Origin of the sequence: Janibacter terrae (genome assembly GCF_039636765.1) — a bacterium.
In the GTDB taxonomy this organism is placed as follows: domain Bacteria; phylum Actinomycetota; class Actinomycetes; order Actinomycetales; family Dermatophilaceae; genus Janibacter; species Janibacter terrae.
The window spans coordinates 1199984-1218964 of sequence record NZ_CP144167.1; the positions used below are offsets into that span (position 1 = coordinate 1199984).

Below are 18981 nucleotides of genomic sequence, written 5' to 3' on the forward strand. Positions count from 1 at the left end.
CCGCACCTCCTCGTCCGTCTGCCTGGGCGCGAGGGCGTTCTCGCCCGGGCCGCGCGAAGTGTTCAGCCTATCGACAGGAGGACGACCAGTGAGCATCTCGGTCTGGCCGGGTGGGGTCGTCGACACCCACGCCCACTTCTTCCCCGGGGGGCTGCGCTCACCGGACGCGGGCGCCGACCCGCGCTGGCCGGTCCTGCGACCGGACCCGCAGGAACCCGCCCGAGGTGGCATCCACCTCGGTGACAGGCTCTTCCGTGCCGTCGACAGCCGGCTGTGGGACGTCCCCGACCGCCTCGCCTCGATGGACACCTTCGGCATCGAGCAGCAGCTGATCTCGCCGGTGCCGGTCATGCTGACGACCTGGGCCGACGCCGGGCCCGCGGCCGACTTCGCACGGGAGGTCAACGACGGCATCGCCGCCGCGGTGTCGGCCTCCGGCGGCAGGCTCGTCGGCCTGGCCGGTGCCCCCCTCCAGGACGTCGATGCCGCGATCACCGAGCTCGAGCGGGCGGTCGTGGAGCTGGGCCTGGCCGGTGTGGAGATCGGTACCCGCGTCGAGGACAGGGAGCTCGACGACCCGCAGCTCGCCCCCTTCTTCGCCGCCGCTGCGGACCTCGACGCCACGATCTTCGTGCACCCGATGGACGGGGGTACCGGAGCGGTCCGTCGCGCCGGTCAGCCCTACGACTTCGGGCTCGGGATGCTCACCGACACCGCGCTCGCAGCGACCGCGCTGCTCACCGGCGGGGTCCTGGACCGCCACCCCGACCTGCGCATCGGCTTCGCCCACGGGTGCGGCACCCTCGCCTGGGCCGCGCCCCGCCTCGCTCTCGCGCTGTCCATCTGGGGGGAGGAAGGGCGCAGCGCCGCCTTCGACGACCTGCTGCGCCACCTGTGGGTGGACACCCTCGTCCTCGACCCGGCGCACCTGCCCCTGCTCGTCCACCGCTTCGGCGCCGACCACGTGATGGTCGGGACGGACGCCCCCTTCATCCCCGGCCAGCTGACCGGGCTCGCCGGTCTCCTCGCCGGCGGCCTCGAGCACGGACTGGCCCGAGGAGACGTCGACGCCATCGCCCGGTCGAACGGCCGGGCGTTCTTCACCCGAGAGGACCGCCCATGAGCACCCACCGGACCACTGCAGAGTCCCCGGCGACCATCGCCTACCGCGCGGCACGGGACCAGCTGCTGCAGCTGCGCGGCGACCAGGCCCGGGCCGTCCGTGAGTTCCGCTACCCCGACGTGGGGGACACCTTCAACTGGGGTGTCGACTGGTTCGACGCGATCGCGCGGGGCAACGACCGGCCGGCCCTGACGGTCGTGGCCGAGGACGGGTCGAGCGAGAGTGTGAGCTTCGACGAGATGGCCCGGCGCTCCGACCGGGTCGCCGCGTGGCTCGCGGGTCTCGGCGTCGAGAGGGGGCAGGCGGTCCTCGTCATGCTCGGCAACCAGGTCGAGATGTGGGAGGCCCTGCTCGGCATCATGAAGCTCGGTGCGGTCGTCATGCCGACCGCGACCGCCGTGGGTCCTGAGGAGCTGGCCGACCGCATCCGTCGGGGACGTGCCGTCGCCGTCATCACCAACGCGGTCGACACCCGGACCGTCGACGAGGTGGAGGGCGACTTCCTGCGCATCGCCGTCGGCGGCAGCGAGGACGGCACCTGGCTCGACCTCGCGGACTCGGGATCCGTCGTGACGGGGCCGGCGCCCCACCCGGGGACCGCGTCGGACGACCCCTTCCTCTACTACTTCACGTCCGGCACGACGTCACGACCCAAGCTCGTGCAGCACAGCCAGGTCTCCTACCCGGTGGGGCACCTGTCGACGACGTACTGGCTGGGTCTGCGTCCCGGGGACGTGCACCTCAACATCTCCAGCCCGGGCTGGGCGAAGCACGCCTGGTCCTCGGTCTTCGCCCCGTGGATCGCCGAGGCGACGATCTTCGTGCTCAGCTACGCGCGCTTCGACGCGGACTCCCTCATGCGCACGCTGCGCACCCACGAGGTCACCTCGCTGTGCGCCCCGCCGACCGTGTGGCGGATGCTCATCAACGGTGACCTCTCGGGCGGACCCGGTGCGCTGCAGGAGGTCGTGGGCGCGGGCGAGCCGCTCAACCCCGAGGTCATCGACCAGGTCCAGCGGGCCTGGGGCCTGACGATCCGCGACGGCTTCGGGCAGACGGAGACCACCGCGTCCGTGGGCAACGCCCCGGGGTCGGCGCTCAAGCCCGGCTCGATGGGCCGACCCCTGCCCGGTGTGCCGGTCGCCATCGTCGACCCGAGCACCGACGAGGTCGTCGACGGGGCGGGCGAGGGCGAGATCTGCATCGACCGGCACGCTCGCCCGGTCTCGCTCATGTCCGGCTACGTCACGGACGACCGCGGTCTGGTCGAAGGGAGCACCGCCGAGGGCCGGTGGTACCGCACCGGTGACGTGGCGTCCGTCGACGAGGACGGGTACATCACGTACATCGGCCGCACCGACGACGTCTTCAAGGCGAGCGACTACAAGATCTCGCCCTTCGAGCTGGAGTCGGTGCTCATCGAGCACCCGGCCGTCGCAGAGGCAGCGGTCGTCCCGGCGCCCGACGCGGTACGCCTCGCGGTGCCGAAGGCCTACGTCTCCCTGCGGGCAGGTCACGAGGCCGGGCCGGAGGTCGCCAAGGACATCCTGGCCCATGCGCGGGCCCGGCTGGCTCCCTGGCAGCGGCTGCGGCGGATCGAGTTCGCAGACCTGCCGAAGACCATCTCGGGCAAGATCCGTCGGGTCGAGCTGCGGGGTCGCGAGGAGACCTTCGACCGGGCCGACGGCGGCCGGCCGGACCTCGAGTGGCGGGACGAGGACTTCCCGGAGCTCAAGGGCTGAGGCCGCTCCTCCGGGGGCCGACCGGTCAGGCGGGGCGGCGCGCGACCATCAGGCCGATCGCGCCGCGCTGCACGACGACGTCGTCCTGGTTGGAGAGGACGAACTCGCGCTCGAGGATGCCGGCGCGGCCGGTGCTCGTCGCGCGCGCCCCCGTGATGTGGATGGTGCACGTCACGGTGTCGCCCACGAGGACCGGCGCCTCGAAGCGCCAGCCGTCGATGCCGAGCAGGGCGATCGAGCAGGCCTCGAAGATCCCCAGGCGGGAGGCCAGGCCCATGGCGACCGACAGGCCGAGCACGCCGTGGGCGATGGGCCGGCCGAAGCGTCCGTCCGCCGTGCGCACCGCGTCGGTGTGCACCGGGTTGGTGTCCCAGCTCCACCCCGCGAAGCCCACGAGGTCGGCCTCGGTGATGGTGCGGCCCTGGGTGCGGAAGACCTGCCCGACGGCGAAGTCCTCGAAGTACCAGTCGGCCGGTGATCCCGTCGCAGTGGTCATGGGGCCATCATCGCCCGGGACGAAGAGGGTGCCTCCGAGCGGTTCCGAGGCGTGGAAAGAGCAGTGCGGGTCGATCGTCGGCGCGGGCGAGGATGCGGGCAACCCATCGTCAGCGCGGCATCGCGCAGGAGGCATGAGCATGAGCGACAACGACGTCATCATCGTCGGTGCGGGCCCGGTCGGGCTCATCACCGCACTGGGACTGGCCCAGCAGGGGGTGTCCGTGACGCTGCTCGACGCGGCCGAGGACATCCTGGACGAACCCCGGGGCATGACCTACCACTGGGCGGTGCTGGCCGGGCTCGAGCGGCTCGGGGTCCTCGACGACGCCATGGCCGCCGGGTGGCTGAACCACGACTGGAGTGCGCAGGTGCTCCGCACGGGCGAGCGGCTGTCGATGGACATCGGGCTGCTCGCGGACGACGTGCGTCACCCCTACAGCCTCATCCTCGGGCAGGACGCCCTCGCCGGTGTCGTGCGCAGCCACCTGGAGCGGCTGCCTGACGCGCAGATCCGCTGGGGGCACGTCGTCACGGGCTTCGAGCAGGACGACACCGGCGTCACGGTGCAGGTCGAGACCGCCGACGGGACCCACGACCTGCGCGCCGGCTGGCTCATCGGCGCAGACGGCGCCCGCAGCGTGGTGCGCAGGGGACTCGGCCTCGACTTCGCGGGCATGACCTGGGGTGAGCGCTTCGTCGCGACCAACTGCCGCGGTCGGTACGAGGACCACTTCGTCTCGGGGTACCTCATCGACCACGAGCACGGAGCCGTGATCCACAAGATCACCACCGACGGCCTGTGGCGCCACACCTTCTCCGAGTCCCTCGACCTGCCCGAGGAGGGGATCGAGCAGCGGATGGTCGAGCACTTCCGGGCCGTGCTGCCGGCGGAGGACTTCGAGCACGAGATGATCCTGTGGAGGCACTACCGGATGCACCAGCGTTCGGCCGAGACCTACCGCGTCGGACGGGTCCTGCTCGCGGGAGATGCCGCCCACGTGACCAACCCGACCCGCGGCTTCGGCCTCGTCGGCGGCATGTTCGACGCCTTCACGCTGACGGAGGCGCTCGGCGCCGTGATCGACGGGGCCGACCTCGAGCTCCTCGACCGGTACGCGCAGGAGCGCCAGCGCGTCTTCTGGGACTATACGACGCCGATCTCGAGCGACAGCAAGCGGCTGGTCTTCGAGCCCACCGAGGAGCGGCTCAACGGTTTCCGCAGTGTTGCAGCCGACCCCGCGAAGACCCGCAGCTACCTGCTGAGTGGCGTCGCGCTCGCCACGCCCTCGCTGCTCGGGACGATGGACGTGTGGGAGACGGTCGGCGCCGAGCCGGGACTCGGGGCGGCGCTCGGCGGGTGAGCGCACGGGTCCGGGTCGGCCGTCGTCAGGCCGGGGGCCAGGCCCAGTCGTCCGGCGGGTCCTCGCCCGTGCGTCCGTCAACGGACTCGCGGATCAGGTCGGCATGGCCGGTGTGCCGGCCGTACTCCTCGAGCAGGTCGAGCAGGAGGCGGCGCAGGTTGGCACTGCCGCGGTCGGGGTCCTCGACCTCGACCCTCTGGTCGAGCCCACCGGCCGCGACCGCCTCGGCGATGCGGGTGCGCGCCCGGGCCACCGCGTCGTCATAGCGGGCGTACAGCTCTTCGGCCGACTCGCTCGGCGCGAAGATCGCCGACCACCGGTCCGGCTCCCTCGGGTCACCCCAGTGCTCGGGGATCTCGGTGCCGTCCAGCGAGTGCGTCGAGGCGAGGTCCTCGATGAAGGCCAGGTGGTTGAGCAGGCCGCCGAGCGAGAGCTCGGAGACGCCGACCCGGTGGGCCAGGCCCGTCTCGTCGAGACCGTCGGCCTTCCACCGGAAGGTGGCGCGCTGCCGGTCGAGGGCGGCGACGACCTGCTCGGCGTCGGTGCCGGCGACCGGCGGCTCCCACGGCGGGATGTCCGGGTGCGCCTGCGGTGACTGCGTCATGAGGCCTCCTCCTGCGCGGTGCTCGTCCGGCCACCCTCCCACCGACCCTGCGTGCTGTCGACGTCCAGCTCGGGGCGTGCGTCCTCGACGGCCACCGCATCGAGGAGCTCGGGGGCGGTGAGCGGCCGCGGGGCCACGGTCACCGGCTGGACCTCGGCGATCGTGTCCGTCGCCAGGCCGAGCTCCTGCATGCGGCGGGCGCTCACGAGGACCCGGCTCTCGAGCGAACCGACGAGGCGGTTGTAGTCCTCGACCGACCGCTGGAGCGAGCGACCCATGCGGGTCGCGTGCTCGCCGAGGTTGCCGAGCCGCGCGTACAGCTCCCGTCCGACCGCCAGCAGCTCACGGGCCTCGCTCGTGACGGTGTCCTGCTGCCAGGTGAAGGCCACGGTGCGCAGCAGCGCCAGCAGGGTGCTGGGTGAGACGAGCACGACCTTGCTCGCCATCGCCTCCTCGTGGAGTCCGGGCACCCGGGCCAGCGCGGCGGCCAGCGTCGCGTCCGACGGCACGAAGCACACGACCATCTCCGGCGACGGGTCGAAGGCGGTCCAGTACCCCTTGCCCGAGAGCGTGTCGACGTGCGCGCGAAGTGAGTCCGCGTGCCCCTCGAGCAGACGCTCGCGCTCACCCGGGTCGATGTCCTCGGCCTGGGCCTGCAGCCAGTGCGACATGGGGGCCTTCGCGTCGACGACGAGGTGCTTGCCGCCGGGCAGGCGGACCACGACGTCGGGCCGCACGTCACGTCCGGCGGAGGTCACCCCCTTCGCCTGCTCGTCGAAGTCGCTGCGCGCCAGCATCCCGGAGACCTCGAGCACCCGACGCAGCTGCACCTCGCCCCACGCACCCCGCACGGAGGACACGCGCAGCGAGGAGGCGAGCGAGGACGCCTCGTGCCCGACGCGCGTCGTCGTCTGCTCGACCCGGCCCAGCGCCTCACGGACGGAGGCGAACTGGTCGACCCGGTCGCGCTCGAGCTCCTCGACCTTGCGCGAGACGCGCCGCAGCACCTCACCCATCGGGGCCAGCGCGGCCGCCGTGCGCGAGTCGTCGTCGTGCGCCGAGGTGAGCTCGTCGACCCGCTCGCGCAGGCCGTCACGTTCGGTGCGTGCAGTGGCCACCCGGGCCTGTGCGGCCAGGTGCGCGACGAGTGCCCCCACCAGCGCGCCGATCACCAGTCCGGTCAGCAGCGTCGTGATCTCCATGGCCCCAGCCAACCAGCGGCCGCCGACAACGCGGGTCAGAAGGGTGGCGCGTCGTAGCTCCGGGGCGCCGACCCGGCCGCCTCGTTGGTCCCCGTGGGTGGGGACGAGGTCCCGGCCTGCGCGTCTGCGTCCACGGCGTGCGCCGGGAAGGTGAAGGCGGTCGTGCCGCCGGGGGTGACCCACTCGGTGGACCCGTCAGCCCGCAACCGGTGGGTCCAGCGCGGGGCGTGCTTGACCCGGTGGTGGTGCCGGCGGCACAGCACCGAGAGGTTGCCGGGCGTGGTCCCGCCCCGCGGCCACGGGGGCGCGTGGTCCACGTCGGCCTGCCAGCCGAGTCGCGTGGACTCCACCGGGCGACCGCAGCCCCACATGCGGCACGTGCCGTCACGCGTCGCGACGAACTCGCGCTGGGCCCTGGGGACGACGTATCGGTCGGTGGACGTCTCGAGGAGGGTGCCGGTGCGGGCGTCCAGGAGCGCTCTGCCCACCCGGGTGTCCAGGCGCCCGACGATGGCGGCGACGACGTCCGGCGGGACGAACCCGACACCCGGGATGGTCGTGCCGGAGATCCACGGCGACTGGTCCGAGTCGCCGAGCCGGACCTGGGTGGTGACGTCCGCCATCCACTCCTCGGCGAGGACCTCGACCGCGTCCGTGCCCGACCCGGTGACGAGGCGCACCCTCCCCGTCGTGGCTCCGCAGCACCCGCGCGGCGGAGCGAAGGTCAGGCGGGACACGGCGGAGGCGATGACGGGGATCCCCAGGCGTACCTGTGCCTCCACCTCGACCCCGCGCAGGACCAGGTCCGCGAGACCGAGGGCTCGCGCGCTCCCGGCGGTCAGCGTCGGGTCGCTCTCCCGCCGGACCCGCCCGGCGGCGTCGACCGCAGCCTTGATCGCGGCCCCCACCTCGGTGGGCAGGGTCGCCGTCAGGCACGTCGTGCCGACCGGCCCCGGGTCGGTGCGCACGTCGAGCCGGTCCCGGCGGTTGGCCTCGGCCCGTGCCTGCATGAGGTCGGGGTCGAGCCGGCTGATCAGCCGTCGGCAGGTCTTGGCGATCTCGTGCGGCTCCATCCCGCAGATCCGGACGGAGCCAGGCTGACCTCGTCGGGCCCCGAGGAGGTGCTCGACGATCGTCTGCGTCGTCTCCGCGCTCGTGTCCTGCGTGTGCCGGTGCACCTGCTCCAGCGCCCGGCGGCTCACCTGGCCGCTGGCAAGCAGGGGAACGATGCCGGCCAGGTCGGTCGCAGCGCGGGCAGCGAGCTCGCAGCGGCGCCCGGCCTCCGTCGGCCCCACCGCGACCGCGAGGGGGAGGACGTCCGGTGCCATGTCGGCGACCCGGTCGGCCGGCAGCCGGAGCTCGCGGAAGAGCCCGTCGGGGCCCCGCTCCTCGCCCCGCCGGTTGAGCTCCGCCACGAGCGTGAGCATCGAGGGCATCGAGGGCATCGAGGGCATCGATGGTGCGGCGTGCCGCCTCGGTGCTCCGGAGTGCCGCCTCGAGGTCCCGGTCGTCCATGCCCGGTGCCGCGGTGCGGGCACCCGCGTGGGCCCGGGCCACGCCTGAGATCACCGCGGCGATCGCCCCCGGTGGCCCCTCCCCACCTCCTGCGGACCCCGCGCCCCTCGCGTCCATCGGATCTGTCTCGACGACTGCCACGTCATCCCCCTTCGTCCGTGTCGACGACCCCATGACTGATCCTCTCGTCGACCACCGACAACGGTGCCGACCCGTTGACCACCGGCAGGCGCCGCAGGATCGTGGAGCCATGAGCGACACCCAGCGCGCCGAAGGCCTCGTCGACGCGAGCGGACGCGACCCCCGCTCGCCCCAGGACCCCGCGGGCGACGAGCGCACGATGCTCACCGGTTTCCTGCGGCGGCAGCGCGAGACGCTCGAGGCCAAGTGCGCCGGGCTGGGCCCAGAGCAGCTCGCCGAGCGCGCGGTGGAGCCGTCGACGATCTCCCTCCTCGGGCTCGTCCGCCACATGGCGCGCGTCGAGCGCGGGTGGTTCCGCCAGTGCGTCGAAGGGGAGGACGTCGCCACCCTCTTCCGCGGTCCGGGCAACATGGACGGCGAGTGGGACGACGCGGTCGGGACGCGGGAGTGCGTCGACGAGGCCTTCGCGGCGTGGCGGGCCGAGTGCCGCTCGTCGGACGCGATCATCGCCGCGCGCGGGCTCGAGGACACCTTCGTCGACCACAGCGGGTGGCCGTGGAACCTGCGCTCCCTGCTCGGGCACATGATCGAGGAGTACGCCCGGCACCTCGGCCACGCGGACCTGCTGCGTGAGCGCATCGACGGCCGTCTGGGGGAGTAGCGCGGGTAGCCTCGGGGCCATGACGCACGACGAGCCCACCGAGGAGCAGGTCAAGGCCTCGACGGCTCGTCCCGACCTCGGGACCGAGGCCGGGCGCCTCGCCTTCAACACGGTCCTCAACGCCCGCCTGCCCAAGAAGCGCCTCATCGCCCAAGGGGTCCTGCGCACGGACGGCGGTCGCGTCGCCCTGTGCGAGCTGGTCTACAAGCAGGACTGGGACCTGCCCGGCGGCATCGTCGACCCGGGGGAGTCGCCGGCCCACTGCGTCGTGCGCGAGGTCAGGGAGGAGCTCGGCCTCGACGTCACCGTCCGGGGACTGCTCGCTGTCAACTGGCTGCCGCCCTACCGCGGCTGGGACGACGCTCTGCTGTGCCTCTTCGACCTCGGCCACGTCCCGGAGGAGGTCCTCGCCGACGCCCGGCTCCAGGCACACGAGATCAAGGCGGTCCACTGGGCCGACGCGCAGACCGTCGCCGAGCGGGTGGCCCCGTACACCGCGGCCATGGTCGCGGAGGTCGCCATGGGCGCCGTCGACGCCACCGCCTACCTCGAGAACTCCATCCCGCCGGAGGACGCGTGAGCGACCCCCTGGAGGGCCTGCACCTGCCGCGGCGGACGACGCGCCTGCCGTTCTGGTCCATGTGGGGGCGGGAGACCGCCAAGGACTTCGTGCTGCTCCTCGCGGCGATCCCCGTGGTCTGCGTCCTGCTCTACGTGCCCGTCCTCGCGACCTCCGGCGGGTCGTGGCCGCGGCTGGTCGGCCTGCTCCTCCTCTTCGTCGCGATCTGGTGCGTCCTGCGGGTCGTGCTCCACCGCTGGGTGGCCGCGGGGACGGGTGAGGCCGGGGATCCCCCTTCGCGCGGTTAGACTCCTGTCCCCGTGGCACTCTCCATCGGAATCGTCGGTCTCCCCAACGTCGGCAAGTCGACGATGTTCAACGCCCTGACGAAGAACAACGTCCTCGCCGCGAACTACCCCTTCGCGACCATCGAGCCGAACGTCGGCGTCGTCCCGCTGCCGGACGCACGCCTGAAGCGGCTCGCCGAGATCCACGGGAGCGAGAAGATCCTCCCCGCGACGGTCTCCTTCGTCGACATCGCCGGCATCGTCCGTGGCGCGAGCGAAGGGGAGGGCCTCGGCAACAAGTTCCTCGCGAACATCCGCGAGTCGGACGCCATCTGCCAGGTGGTGCGCGCCTTCGTCGACGACGACGTGACCCACGTGGACGGCAAGATCGACCCGGCCTCCGACATGGAGACGATCAACACCGAGCTCGTCCTCGCCGACCTCCAGACCCTCGAGTCCGCGATCCCGCGGATCGAGAAGGAGGTCAAGGGCAAGAAGACCGACAAGGACGTCCTCGACACCGCGCTCGCCGCCCGCGAGGTGCTCGAGGCGGGCGACACGCTCTTCGCGAAGGGGGCCGCCGCCGGGGTCGACATGAAGATCGCCTCCCAGCTCGGTCTCCTCACGACCAAGCCCTTCCTCTACGTCTTCAACGTCGACGAGGACCAGCTGACCGACACCGAGCTGCAGGCGCAGATGCAGGCGCTCGTCGAGCCGGCCGAGGCGATCTTCCTCAACGCCAAGCTCGAGTCCGAGGTCGCGGAGCTCGACGACGAGGACGCGCGTGAGCTCCTCGAGAGCGTCGGCATCGACGAGCCGGGTCTGGACCAGCTGGCGCGCAAGGGGTTCAACACCCTCGGCCTGCAGACCTACCTCACGGCCGGCCCCAAGGAGTCGCGCGCGTGGACGATCCACCGCGGTGACACCGCCCCCAAGGCGGCTGGCGTCATCCACACCGACTTCGAGCGCGGGTTCATCAAGGCCGAGGTCGTCTCCTTCGAGGACCTCGACCGGCTCGGGTCCATGGCCGAGGCCAAGGCCGCCGGCAAGGTCCGCATGGAGGGCAAGGACTACGTCATGGTCGACGGCGACGTCGTGGAGTTCCGCTTCAACGTCTGACCCGCACCCGCTCAGCGCGCGGCGAGCGCCAGCTCGGCCGCCAGGGCCACCTCGGCGACGCGGGCATCGGTGCCGCGGGGTCCCGCGACCATGAGGCCGACCGGCAGCTCGCCGGGCGCGTGGCAGGGCAGCGAGAAGGCGCAGCCGTCGAGCCAGCTGACGACGAAGGGGTTGCGCAGGAGCAGCCGGTTCGCGGCGAAGTAGGCCTCGTCGGAGGCCTCCAGCTCGGCGATCGCCGGCGCCACGATCGGCACCGTCGGGCACAGCACGGCGTCGAAGGGAGCGAGCGCCCGCTCGGTCTCGGCGATCCACCGCGCGCGGCGGTCCTGGATGGCGAGGTAGTCGGCCGCGCTGATCCCGTGCCCCGGCGCCATCCGCTGCCAGACGCGGGGGTCGACCTCGTCGTGACGGGAGCGGACCAGCTCTCCGTGCGCGGCGTAGCACTCGATCGGTGACAGGCCGGCCGGTTGGTTGAGCTCCGCGATCCGGCCGAGCTGCGGCAGCGGCACCTCCTCGACGCTCGCCCCCGCATCGGCGAGGATCCGCAGGGCCCGCTCGTAGGCCGTGGCGACCGCCGGCTCGAGGTCGTCGAGGACGAGCGTCGTGGCAGCCGCGAGCCGCATGCCCGACAACGGACGCGCGGCCACGTCGAGCGGGTCGTCGGCCAGGACGGCGTCCAGGGTGAGGCAGTCGGCGACCGAGTGGGCGATCGGCCCGACCGAGTCCAGCGAGCGGGACAGCTCGACCGCCCCGGTCAGGGGCACCCGCCGCTGGGTGGGCTTGAACCCCACCAGTCCGCACAGGGCTGCGGGGATCCGCACCGACCCGGCGGTGTCCGAGCCCACGGCAGCGACCGCCAGCCCCAGCCCCACCGACACCGCGGCCCCGGACGACGAGCCGCCCGGGACGCGCGCCACGTCGGGGTCCGCGGGGTTGCGCGGGGTGCCCAAGTGCGGGTTCAGGCCCACCCCGCCGAAGGCGTACTCGACCATGTTGGTCAGTCCGGTGATCGCTGCGCCGGACCGGCGCAGGCGCGCCACGACGACGGCATCAGCCTCGGCGGCGGGCAGCCCCCGGCGCACGGACGTGCCGGACAGCGTGGTCTCACCAGCGACGTCGAAGAGGTCCTTGATCGTGACCGGCAGGCCGGCCAGGGGCCGCTCGGGCCCCGGGGCGGCAGCGTCCGCCGCGCGAGCCGCGGCCAGGGCATCCGCGGCATACGTGCGCGTGAAGACGTGCGCCGCCGCCGGGTCCGTCTGCCCGCGCTCCAGGACCTCCGCGACGGTCACCTCGGCCCCGTGGCCGCCCCCGCTCACCCTTCGTGCCGGAAGCCCAGCTTGATCGTCACCTGCCAGTCGGCGACCTGGTCGCCCTCGACGTGACCGCGGACGGACTGCACCTCGAACCAGTCGAGGTTGCGCAGCGTCTGCGATGCCTCGGAGATCGCGTTCCTCACGGCCGCGTCCACCCCGTCGGGGGACGTGCCGACGATCTCGCTGATGTTGTACGTCCGGTTCGCCATGACTGCCTCCAGGTCGGCCCCGGCGCCGTTGCCGAGGATCGGTCCCGTCACGCTAGTGGAGGTCGCGGCCCTACGCTCGACCCGTGAGCACGTGGAGCGGTGAGCGGCTGAGCCTGCGGTACGACCCGGGTCGCGCCGGCCGGCAGCTCGTGGGCTTCGGCCTCGCCACGCTCCTGATGATCGCCCTGGGCGCCCTCGGGGTCTGGATGGTCATCGGCTCCCTCGAGCAGCTGGACCTCGCCGGCAAGATCGTCGGCTGTGGGTTCGGGATCTTCTTCTTCCTGCTGGCCCTCGCGACAGTGGTCAGTGCCGTCGAGGTGCTCACCAAGGTCCTGCGGCAGTCCCGGCAGGCCGACGCCCTGGTCGTCGTCGACGACCGCGGTCTGGACGGGCTCGTCGTCCTCGACGGGATGGTCAGCGTCGGCCAGCCCCACATCGACTGGGACGAGATCTCCTCGCTCACCCTCGGGAGCCATCTGCCGGGAGCTCGCCGCACCAACGCGCTCGCCCGGCTCGATCCCGGGTACCGCCTGCGAGCCGCGGTCCAGGGCGGCCTCGACCGCACGGCCGGCACCGGGCTCGGCATGCGTGACGGGCGGCGGTCCATCGAGCTCGAGCTCGTCGACGGTCGCAGCGCCCTGCGCGACCTCACGCTCCCGCTGTCACCGCAGTCCTTCGCCGACATCGCTCCGCGGCTCGTCGACCTCGCGCACGCCCACGACGTGGAGGTCCACCTGAGCGGGAACCTCCTGGCCTGAGGGAGCCGGCGCGGTCGGGTCAGCCCAGCTCTTCGGCCAGGCCGATGAGGATGCCCTCGGGACCACGGATGTAGCAGAGCCGGTAGGCGTCCTCGTACCGCTCGACCTCTCCCACGAGCTCGGCGCCCTTGGCCCGCAACCGCTCCAACGTCGCGTCGAGGTCGTCCACCGCGAACATCACCCGCAGGTAGCCCAGCGCGTTGACCGGCGCGGTGCGGTGGTCGGCGATGACGGCCGGCTCGACGAAGCGGCTGAGCTCGAGGCGGCCATGGCCGTCCGGTGTGCGCATCATCGCGATCTCGACGCGTTGGTCGCCCAGACCGGTGACGCGACCGGCCCACTCGCCCGCGACCTCCCCTTCGCCCTCAAGCTCGAGACCGAGCTCACGGAAGAACTCCACCGTCGCGGCGAGGTCCTCGACGACGATGCCGACGTTGTCCATCCTCAGGGCCATGACCTCAGGCTAGAGTCCGGACCCATGAGCGACCAGCTGCCGGCGTGCCCCGAGTGCGCGGGCGAGTTCACCTACGCGTCCGGCGCACTCCTCACCTGCCCGATGTGCGCCCACGAGTGGTCGCCCGACGACGCGTCGCAGCCGGGCCCGGACGCGGCCGAGCCGGTGACCAAGGACGCCGTCGGCAACGTCCTCGTCGACGGCGACAGCGTCACCGTGGTCCGGGGCCTGAAGGTCAAGGGATCCGGCGGCGGCGTGCTCAAGATCGGGACGAAGGTCCGCAGCATCCGGATCATCCCCGACCGCGGTGACGGGCACGACCTCGAGGCCAAGGTGGCTCCCTTCGGCGAGATCCTCCTCAAGTCCAGCGTCGTGAAGAAGGCGGACTGAGCCCCGCGCGGAATGCGCACGCGCCATCGGGCCGTTGACCCCACCATGCGAGCGATGACCTATGACCGGTACGGCGACGACGACGAGCTGCGGATGGCCGACCTGCCCGTCCCCAAGGTCGGGCCCGGTGAGGTCCGCATCCGCGTGACCCGCGCCGCGGTCAACCCGGTGGACTGGAAGGTCATGTCCGGCGGGCTCGACGCCCTCATGGACGCAAGCTTCCCCGTCATCCCCGGGTGGGACGTGGCCGGCGTCGTCGACGCGGTGGGCCCGGACACCCCGGAGCTCGCCGAGGGCGACCGGGTGGCTTCCTACGCGCGCAAGCAGATCGTCTCCGCCGGGACCTTCGCCGAGTACGTGACGGTCATGGCCGACGACGTCGCGGCCGTCCCGGACGAGGTGGGCGACGACGTCGCCGCCGCCCTGCCGCTCACCGGGCTCACCGCGCTGCGCGTCCTCGAGACGCTCGCCGTGACGAAGGGGGACACCCTCCTGGTCCACGCCGCGTCCGGAGGCGTCGGGTACCTGGCCTCGCAGCTGGCCGTGGCCGCCGGCGCGACCGTGCTGGGCACCGCGTCGCCCGCCAACCACGACCGCCTGACGGCGATCGGGGTGACGCCGGTGGCCTACGGGGAGGGGCTGCGCGAGCGCCTCGCGCAGGCGGCGCCGGACGGGGTCGACGCCGTGGCCGACCTCGTGGGCGGCGTCCTCAAGGTCTCCCTCGACGTGCTGCGCGAAGGGGGGCGCCTCGCCTCGGTCGCCGACCCCACCGTCGAGGAGCACGGCGGCCGGTGGGTGTGGGTGCGGCCCGACGGCGAGCGTCTGGCACAGCTGCTGCAGGAGGTCGCCGCCGGGCGGCTCGCGGTCGAGATCGACCGCTCCTTCGCCCTCGAGCAGGTGGCCGACGCCTTCGCCCTGAGCCGCAGCGGCTCCGCCAACGGCAAGATCGTCATCGCGGTCACCGACTGACGTCGCACCCTAGGGTGGGTGCCATGGACGAGACCAGGGTCGTCAGTGCCACCGCCGTCGTCGACGCGCCCCCGGAGGCGGTCTTCGAGCAGATCGCCGACCCCGCCCGCCAGCCCGCGTGGGACGGCAACGACAACCTCGCCGAGGCGCCGTCGGGGCAGCGCGTCCGGGCCGTCGGTGACGTCTTCGTCATGGTCCTCACCAAGGACGGCATGCGACGCGACAACCACGTCGTCGAGTTCGAGGAGGGGCGGCGGATCGCCTGGCGACCCGCCGAACCCGGCAGCGTGCCCCCCGGCCACCTGTGGCGCTGGGAGCTCACCCCGACCGACGACGGCCGCACCGAGGTCACCCACACCTACGACTGGAGCGAGCTGACCGACGAGCGGCGCCTCGCCCGCGCCCGCCGCACCACGAGCGATAGGTTGCAGGCCTCGCTCGACCGGCTCGCCGCGCTCTTCGCCTGACGGTCTCCCGGATCCGCGTCAGGAGTCACAGGATGCAGCGTCCGGACCGGGTCGAGGCCGCGATGCGCGCCTGCCCACGTGAGCGGTTCCTCCCCCCGGCACGTCGAGCGTCGGCCCACCTCGACGCCCCCCTGGCCATCGGGTACGAGCAGACCAACTCCCAGCCTCGTACGGTCCTGGCCATGCTGCGCCTGCTCGACGTGCGCCCGGGCCTGAGCGTCCTGGACGTGGGCAGCGGCTCGGGCTGGACGGCGGCGATCCTCGGCGAGCTCGTCGGCCCCTCCGGCAGCGTCCTGGGGGTCGAGCGCATCCCGCAGCTGGTGGCAGCAGCGCGGGATGCGCTCGCCCTCGACCCCCGACCCTGGGTGCACGTCGAGCGGGCCGAGGCCGGCGTCCTCGGGGCCCCGGACCGGGCCCCCTTCGACCGTGTACTCGTCTCGGCCGAGCCCGCCGCGCTGCCCGACGCGCTGGTCGAGCAGCTGCGCCCGGGAGGAGTGATGGTCATCCCCGTCGCCGGCGAGATGCTGCGCGTGGTGCGGGGGTCGGGCGGCACGACCGTGACCCGTCACGGTCGCTACCGGTTCGTCCCCCTCGTCGAGGACTGATCCCGACCGCCCGACCACCCCACCCGATCAGGCCTGGTCGGCCATACACTGCTCGATCGCCATCCCGAGGCCCTCCTCGAGGATCGCGAAGTCGGCGTCCCCGAGGTAGGCGAAGGGCTTGACGGTCTTGCCCTGGTGGGCGGCGCCGCCCCCGACGGTCGCCTTGGTGTGGATGAGCGGCTCGGTGGTGGTGCCGGTCTCGGTCATCCAGTGATGGACGGCGATGTGGGCGTAGCCGGAGCACTCCGGCAGGCCGATGTCCTCGGCGATGATCATCGCCCCGAGGTTGGTCAGCGGCATCCACGGCGAGCCGTTCGTGGACTGCTGGGCGTAGGCCTTCTCGTTCCAGTCGACCTTGTAGCAGTGGTGGGCGCTGGCCGTGCTGGCGACGCCGAAGGTGAGTGCGGCCGTGCCGGCCGTGACGGCCAGGGCCCTGCGCAGGATCGTGCGTGACATCGGATGGTTCCTCTCCCCGGGCCACCGGCCCGTCCGGTGGTCACGGGTCCAAGCACACCGCTGCGCCGCAGGGCCTCGCCATGGGTACATCTACCCATGGCGCGGGGGTGGGCGACCGGTCAGCGCTTCCCGTGGTCGGAGGGCTCGAGCTCGAAGGCCGGCCCCTCCGCGAGCAGGCCGAGCTGCTGGGCCCGGGTCACCGCCGTCAGCCGGTCGCCCACGTCGAGCTTGCCGTACACGTTGGACAGGTGCCGGTGCACCGTCCGCTGGGAGCACCCGATCCGGCGCGCGATGGAGCTGGCCTTGTGCCCGCCGGCAAGCAGCCGCAACACCTCCTCCTCGCGCGCCGTGAGACGGGCGACCCGCAGACTCGGGACGATCAGGTGCTCGGGCTCGAGGAGCTGTGCCAGACCGGCGACGACCGGTTGGACCGACCGCAGCAGGTCCAGGTCGTCGTCGTCGTAGTCCTCCCCGTACCGCCCGATGAGGAAGGCCACGAACTCCACGCCACCCCTCACCGGCAGGGCTGCGACCTGGTTGATGCCCCAGATCTCGATGCTGCCGATGCACTTGGCACTCGCCTGCCAGGCCTCTTGGCCGCCGTGGGCGCGAGCCGCGGTGGTCGGCTCGATGGAGCCGCGGCGGAAGGGGTCGAGCAGCGGGTCGGGGGCGCCGGTGATGCGCATCTCCTCGCCCATCCGACGTCGCGCGTCCGGCGTGGCGGCACGACCCACCGCCCGCACGGCAAAACCGTCGGGCGCGCCGTGGACCATGAGGCCCACGTCGGAGTGCAGACGCTCGGACAACAGGTCGACGATGACCTCGAGTCGTTGGTCCGGCTCCTGCGAGGCACTCCCCACCCGGGTCACGAGCTCGACCACCGTCGCGAGGGTTTCGGTGGTGGGATCGTTCGCCACGCCCACCAGTGTGGTGGACGTTAAGCATTCAGTAAAGAGCCCGAGTGGCACCATGGCGGTCATGGACGCCACGCCTCCTCCCGCCACGCCCGACGCCCGCGACTGGACCTTCGTCGTGGACGACGGGTGCCGGGAGTGCGGGTACGCCCCCCACGACCCCGTGCTGACCGGCGAGCGTCTGCAGACCGCAGCCCGCCGCTTCGCGACGGCGCTGCAGCGCCCGGACGCCGGCGAGCGACCGGCCCCCGGCGTCTGGTCGACCGTCGAGTACGCCGGCCACTCCCGTGACCTCGTCCGGGTCCTGCGTGAGCGGGTCGAGGCGATGCTCGCGACGCAGGGCGCTGCCTTCGCCGACTACGACGGGGAGGCCGAGGCGGTCCGTCGTCGGTTCTGGGCCGCAGACCCGGCGCAGGTCGAGCGCGAGATCGCCGACGAGACGCAGCGCACCGTTGCCGTCCTGGCCCGGGTGCGCGGCGACGACTGGGAGCGGACGGGTCTGCGCGGAGACGGCCGGCCCTTCACCGTCACCCAGCTCGCCCGCTACCTCCTGCACGACGTCGAGCACCACCTGCACGACGTCGACGCCTGACATGGACCACGTGCGCTCGGCCGTCGCGGGTCTGCCACCCGGAGCCTTCGCCTTCGTCATGGCGACCGGCATCGTCTCGGTCGGGATGGACCAGCAGGGGCGGGCCCTCCCTTCGACCGTCCTGCTCGTCGTCGCCGCGACCGCGTGGGTCGCCCTGGTGCTCGCGCTCGTCGTCCGACTCGTGGGCCACCGCGAGCGGGCGCTCGCCGACCTGCACGACCCGCGGCTCGCCTTCGGCTACTTCACGGTCGTGGCCGGGACGGGCGTGCTCGCCGTCCGGCTCATCGAGATCGCGCCCGGCGTGAGCGCCGTCCTCCTCGTCGCTGCCACGACCGCCTGGGTCCTCCTCGGCTACGGGGTGCCGTGGGCCGCCGTCCTCTCCCGGGCGGAGCGACCCGTGCTCACGGAGGCCAACGGCACCTGGTTCATCTGGGTCGTCGGCAGCCAGTCGGTCGCCGCGGCCGCCGCGGGGCTCGAGCCCGTCGTCACCTCCGGGAGGCAGGCGCTCGCCGTCCTCGCGGTCCTCGCGTGGTCTGTCGGGGTCGTCCTCTACGCCGCCTGTGCCGTCTTCGTCGCGCTGCGGCTCGTGCTCTACCCGCTCAGCCCGCAGGACCTCAACCCCCCGTACTGGGTCTCGATGGGTGCGGTCGCGATCACCGTCGTCGCGGGCGCCAAGATCGTCGAGATGGACTCGACGCCGATGGTGGACGCGACCTCGGGGCTCATCGCCGGTCTCGTCGTCCTGTGCTGGGCCTGGGCGACGTGGCTGATCCCCGTGCTCTTCGCGGTCGGCGTCTGGCGCCACCTCGTGCACCGCATCCCCCTGCGGTACGAGTCCACGTGGTGGAGCATCGTCTTCCCGCTCGGCATGTACGCGGTCGCCGGGATGTACCTCGGGCGGGCCGACGCCCTGCCGCTCGTCGAGGCCATCGGGGCGGCGTGGCTGTGGGTCGCCGTCACGGCGTGGCTGCTCGCGGCAGGGGCCATGGCGGTCAGCTGGGTGCGGGCCGGGCGCCGCGAGCGGTAGGGCCGGCCCCGGGGA

Annotated in this window: 23 protein-coding genes; 14 read left to right on the plus strand and 9 right to left on the minus strand. The window is 72.8% G+C overall.

Going from position 1 to position 18981, the window contains the following annotated elements; genetic code table 11:
• Nucleotides 1-88: 88 nt before the first annotated feature.
• Together V3C34_RS06080 and V3C34_RS06085 are read left to right on the plus strand one after the other, a co-directional pair.
• Nucleotides 89-1123, plus strand: coding sequence for an amidohydrolase family protein (locus V3C34_RS06080; RefSeq protein WP_346008306.1), 1035 nt, complete (start codon nt 89-91; stop codon nt 1121-1123).
• Nucleotides 1120-2865, plus strand: coding sequence for an AMP-binding protein (locus tag V3C34_RS06085; protein ID WP_346008307.1), 1746 nt, complete (start codon nt 1120-1122; stop codon nt 2863-2865). Before V3C34_RS06080 ends, V3C34_RS06085 begins: the two co-directional genes overlap by 4 nt.
• A 25-nt stretch (nt 2866-2890) precedes the next feature.
• Here the strand turns inward: V3C34_RS06085 and V3C34_RS06090 are convergent, their stop codons facing one another.
• The gene (locus V3C34_RS06090; protein ID WP_346008308.1) at nt 2891-3361 is read right to left on the minus strand and encodes a MaoC/PaaZ C-terminal domain-containing protein; all 471 of its coding nucleotides are present in this window, start codon (nt 3359-3361) and stop codon (nt 2891-2893) included.
• 139 nt (nt 3362-3500) lie between these two features.
• Here V3C34_RS06090 and V3C34_RS06095 point away from each other — a divergent pair, with 139 nt between their 5' ends.
• The gene (locus tag V3C34_RS06095) at nt 3501-4724 is read left to right on the plus strand and encodes an FAD-dependent oxidoreductase (RefSeq protein ID WP_346008309.1); all 1224 of its coding nucleotides are present in this window, start codon (nt 3501-3503) and stop codon (nt 4722-4724) included.
• A gap of 25 nt (nt 4725-4749) precedes the next feature.
• Here V3C34_RS06095 and V3C34_RS06100 read toward each other — a convergent pair whose 3' ends face one another.
• From V3C34_RS06100 to V3C34_RS06110, 3 genes are read right to left on the minus strand one after another with little or no spacing between them, the layout of a single operon-like run.
• Nucleotides 4750-5328, minus strand: a complete 579-nt coding sequence (locus tag V3C34_RS06100; protein WP_346008310.1) for a DUF664 domain-containing protein — start codon at nt 5326-5328, stop codon at nt 4750-4752.
• Nucleotides 5325-6530 carry a DNA recombination protein RmuC gene (locus V3C34_RS06105; RefSeq protein WP_346008311.1) on the minus strand — a complete coding sequence of 402 codons (1206 nt, stop codon included), beginning with the start codon at nt 6528-6530 and terminating at the stop codon, nt 5325-5327. The genes V3C34_RS06100 and V3C34_RS06105 overlap by 4 nt, the downstream gene beginning before the upstream one ends.
• 35 nt (nt 6531-6565) lie before the next feature.
• Nucleotides 6566-7975 (minus strand): HNH endonuclease signature motif containing protein, encoded by a 1410-nt coding sequence (locus V3C34_RS06110; RefSeq protein WP_346008312.1) that lies wholly within the window; start codon nt 7973-7975, stop codon nt 6566-6568.
• Nucleotides 7976-8295: 320 nt separating this feature from the next.
• On the opposite strand from V3C34_RS06110, the gene V3C34_RS06115 reads away from it, so the two are divergent.
• Genes V3C34_RS06115 through ychF form a run of 4 tightly spaced genes read left to right on the plus strand, consistent with a single transcriptional unit; the run spans nt 8296 to nt 10812 of the window.
• Entirely contained in the window at nt 8296-8847 is a 552-nt protein-coding gene (locus tag V3C34_RS06115; protein WP_346008313.1) for a DinB family protein, read from the plus strand.
• A 19-nt stretch (nt 8848-8866) separates the two neighbouring features.
• Complete coding sequence (locus V3C34_RS06120) at nt 8867-9427, plus strand: NUDIX hydrolase (RefSeq protein ID WP_346008314.1); 561 nt, start codon at nt 8867-8869, stop codon at nt 9425-9427.
• Complete coding sequence (locus V3C34_RS06125; protein WP_346008315.1) at nt 9424-9714, plus strand: hypothetical protein; 291 nt, start codon at nt 9424-9426, stop codon at nt 9712-9714. The genes V3C34_RS06120 and V3C34_RS06125 overlap by 4 nt, the downstream gene beginning before the upstream one ends.
• Nucleotides 9715-9726: 12 nt before the next feature.
• Complete coding sequence (gene ychF, locus V3C34_RS06130; RefSeq protein ID WP_068325886.1) at nt 9727-10812, plus strand: redox-regulated ATPase YchF; 1086 nt, start codon at nt 9727-9729, stop codon at nt 10810-10812.
• A gap of 11 nt (nt 10813-10823) precedes the next feature.
• On the opposite strand, the gene V3C34_RS06135 is transcribed toward ychF, so the two are convergent.
• Nucleotides 10824-12101, minus strand: a complete 1278-nt coding sequence (locus V3C34_RS06135; RefSeq protein WP_346008316.1) for an amidase — start codon at nt 12099-12101, stop codon at nt 10824-10826.
• Nucleotides 12102-12124: 23 nt separating this feature from the next.
• A complete protein-coding gene (locus V3C34_RS06140; protein WP_338539276.1) occupies nt 12125-12334 on the minus strand; it encodes a dodecin in 210 nt (69 codons plus the stop codon).
• 83 nt (nt 12335-12417) lie between these two features.
• Here V3C34_RS06140 and V3C34_RS06145 point away from each other — a divergent pair, with 83 nt between their 5' ends.
• The gene (locus tag V3C34_RS06145) at nt 12418-13092 is read left to right on the plus strand and encodes a hypothetical protein (protein WP_068325883.1); all 675 of its coding nucleotides are present in this window, start codon (nt 12418-12420) and stop codon (nt 13090-13092) included.
• 19 nt (nt 13093-13111) lie between these two features.
• Here the strand turns inward: V3C34_RS06145 and V3C34_RS06150 are convergent, their stop codons facing one another.
• Nucleotides 13112-13546, minus strand: a complete 435-nt coding sequence (locus V3C34_RS06150; protein ID WP_346008317.1) for a VOC family protein — start codon at nt 13544-13546, stop codon at nt 13112-13114.
• Nucleotides 13547-13570: 24 nt separating this feature from the next.
• On the opposite strand from V3C34_RS06150, the gene V3C34_RS06155 reads away from it, so the two are divergent.
• The 4 genes from V3C34_RS06155 to V3C34_RS06170 are packed head-to-tail and all read left to right on the plus strand — an operon-like array spanning nt 13571 to nt 15977.
• Nucleotides 13571-13936 carry a zinc ribbon domain-containing protein YjdM gene (locus V3C34_RS06155; protein WP_068325878.1) on the plus strand — a complete coding sequence of 122 codons (366 nt, stop codon included), beginning with the start codon at nt 13571-13573 and terminating at the stop codon, nt 13934-13936.
• Between the two features lie 45 nt (nt 13937-13981).
• Nucleotides 13982-14905: an NADP-dependent oxidoreductase gene (locus V3C34_RS06160; protein WP_346008318.1), complete on the plus strand. Its 924-nt coding sequence runs from the start codon at nt 13982-13984 to the stop codon at nt 14903-14905.
• A 23-nt stretch (nt 14906-14928) separates the two neighbouring features.
• The gene (locus V3C34_RS06165) at nt 14929-15372 is read left to right on the plus strand and encodes an SRPBCC family protein (RefSeq protein WP_346008319.1); all 444 of its coding nucleotides are present in this window, start codon (nt 14929-14931) and stop codon (nt 15370-15372) included.
• 11 nt (nt 15373-15383) lie between these two features.
• Complete coding sequence (locus V3C34_RS06170; RefSeq protein WP_346008550.1) at nt 15384-15977, plus strand: protein-L-isoaspartate O-methyltransferase; 594 nt, start codon at nt 15384-15386, stop codon at nt 15975-15977.
• 27 nt (nt 15978-16004) lie between these two features.
• On the opposite strand, the gene V3C34_RS06175 is transcribed toward V3C34_RS06170, so the two are convergent.
• Both V3C34_RS06175 and V3C34_RS06180 read right to left on the minus strand, forming a co-directional pair.
• Nucleotides 16005-16433 (minus strand): hypothetical protein, encoded by a 429-nt coding sequence (locus V3C34_RS06175; RefSeq protein ID WP_338538608.1) that lies wholly within the window; start codon nt 16431-16433, stop codon nt 16005-16007.
• A 119-nt stretch (nt 16434-16552) separates the two neighbouring features.
• Entirely contained in the window at nt 16553-17350 is a 798-nt protein-coding gene (locus V3C34_RS06180) for a helix-turn-helix transcriptional regulator (RefSeq protein ID WP_346008320.1), read from the minus strand.
• A gap of 61 nt (nt 17351-17411) precedes the next feature.
• Between V3C34_RS06180 and V3C34_RS06185 the strand changes: the two genes are divergently transcribed.
• Both V3C34_RS06185 and V3C34_RS06190 read left to right on the plus strand, forming a co-directional pair.
• Nucleotides 17412-17939 carry a DinB family protein gene (locus tag V3C34_RS06185; protein WP_346008321.1) on the plus strand — a complete coding sequence of 176 codons (528 nt, stop codon included), beginning with the start codon at nt 17412-17414 and terminating at the stop codon, nt 17937-17939.
• Nucleotide 17940: 1 nt separating this feature from the next.
• Nucleotides 17941-18966 carry a tellurite resistance/C4-dicarboxylate transporter family protein gene (locus tag V3C34_RS06190; protein WP_068325857.1) on the plus strand — a complete coding sequence of 342 codons (1026 nt, stop codon included), beginning with the start codon at nt 17941-17943 and terminating at the stop codon, nt 18964-18966.
• Nucleotides 18967-18981: the final 15 nt, after the last annotated feature.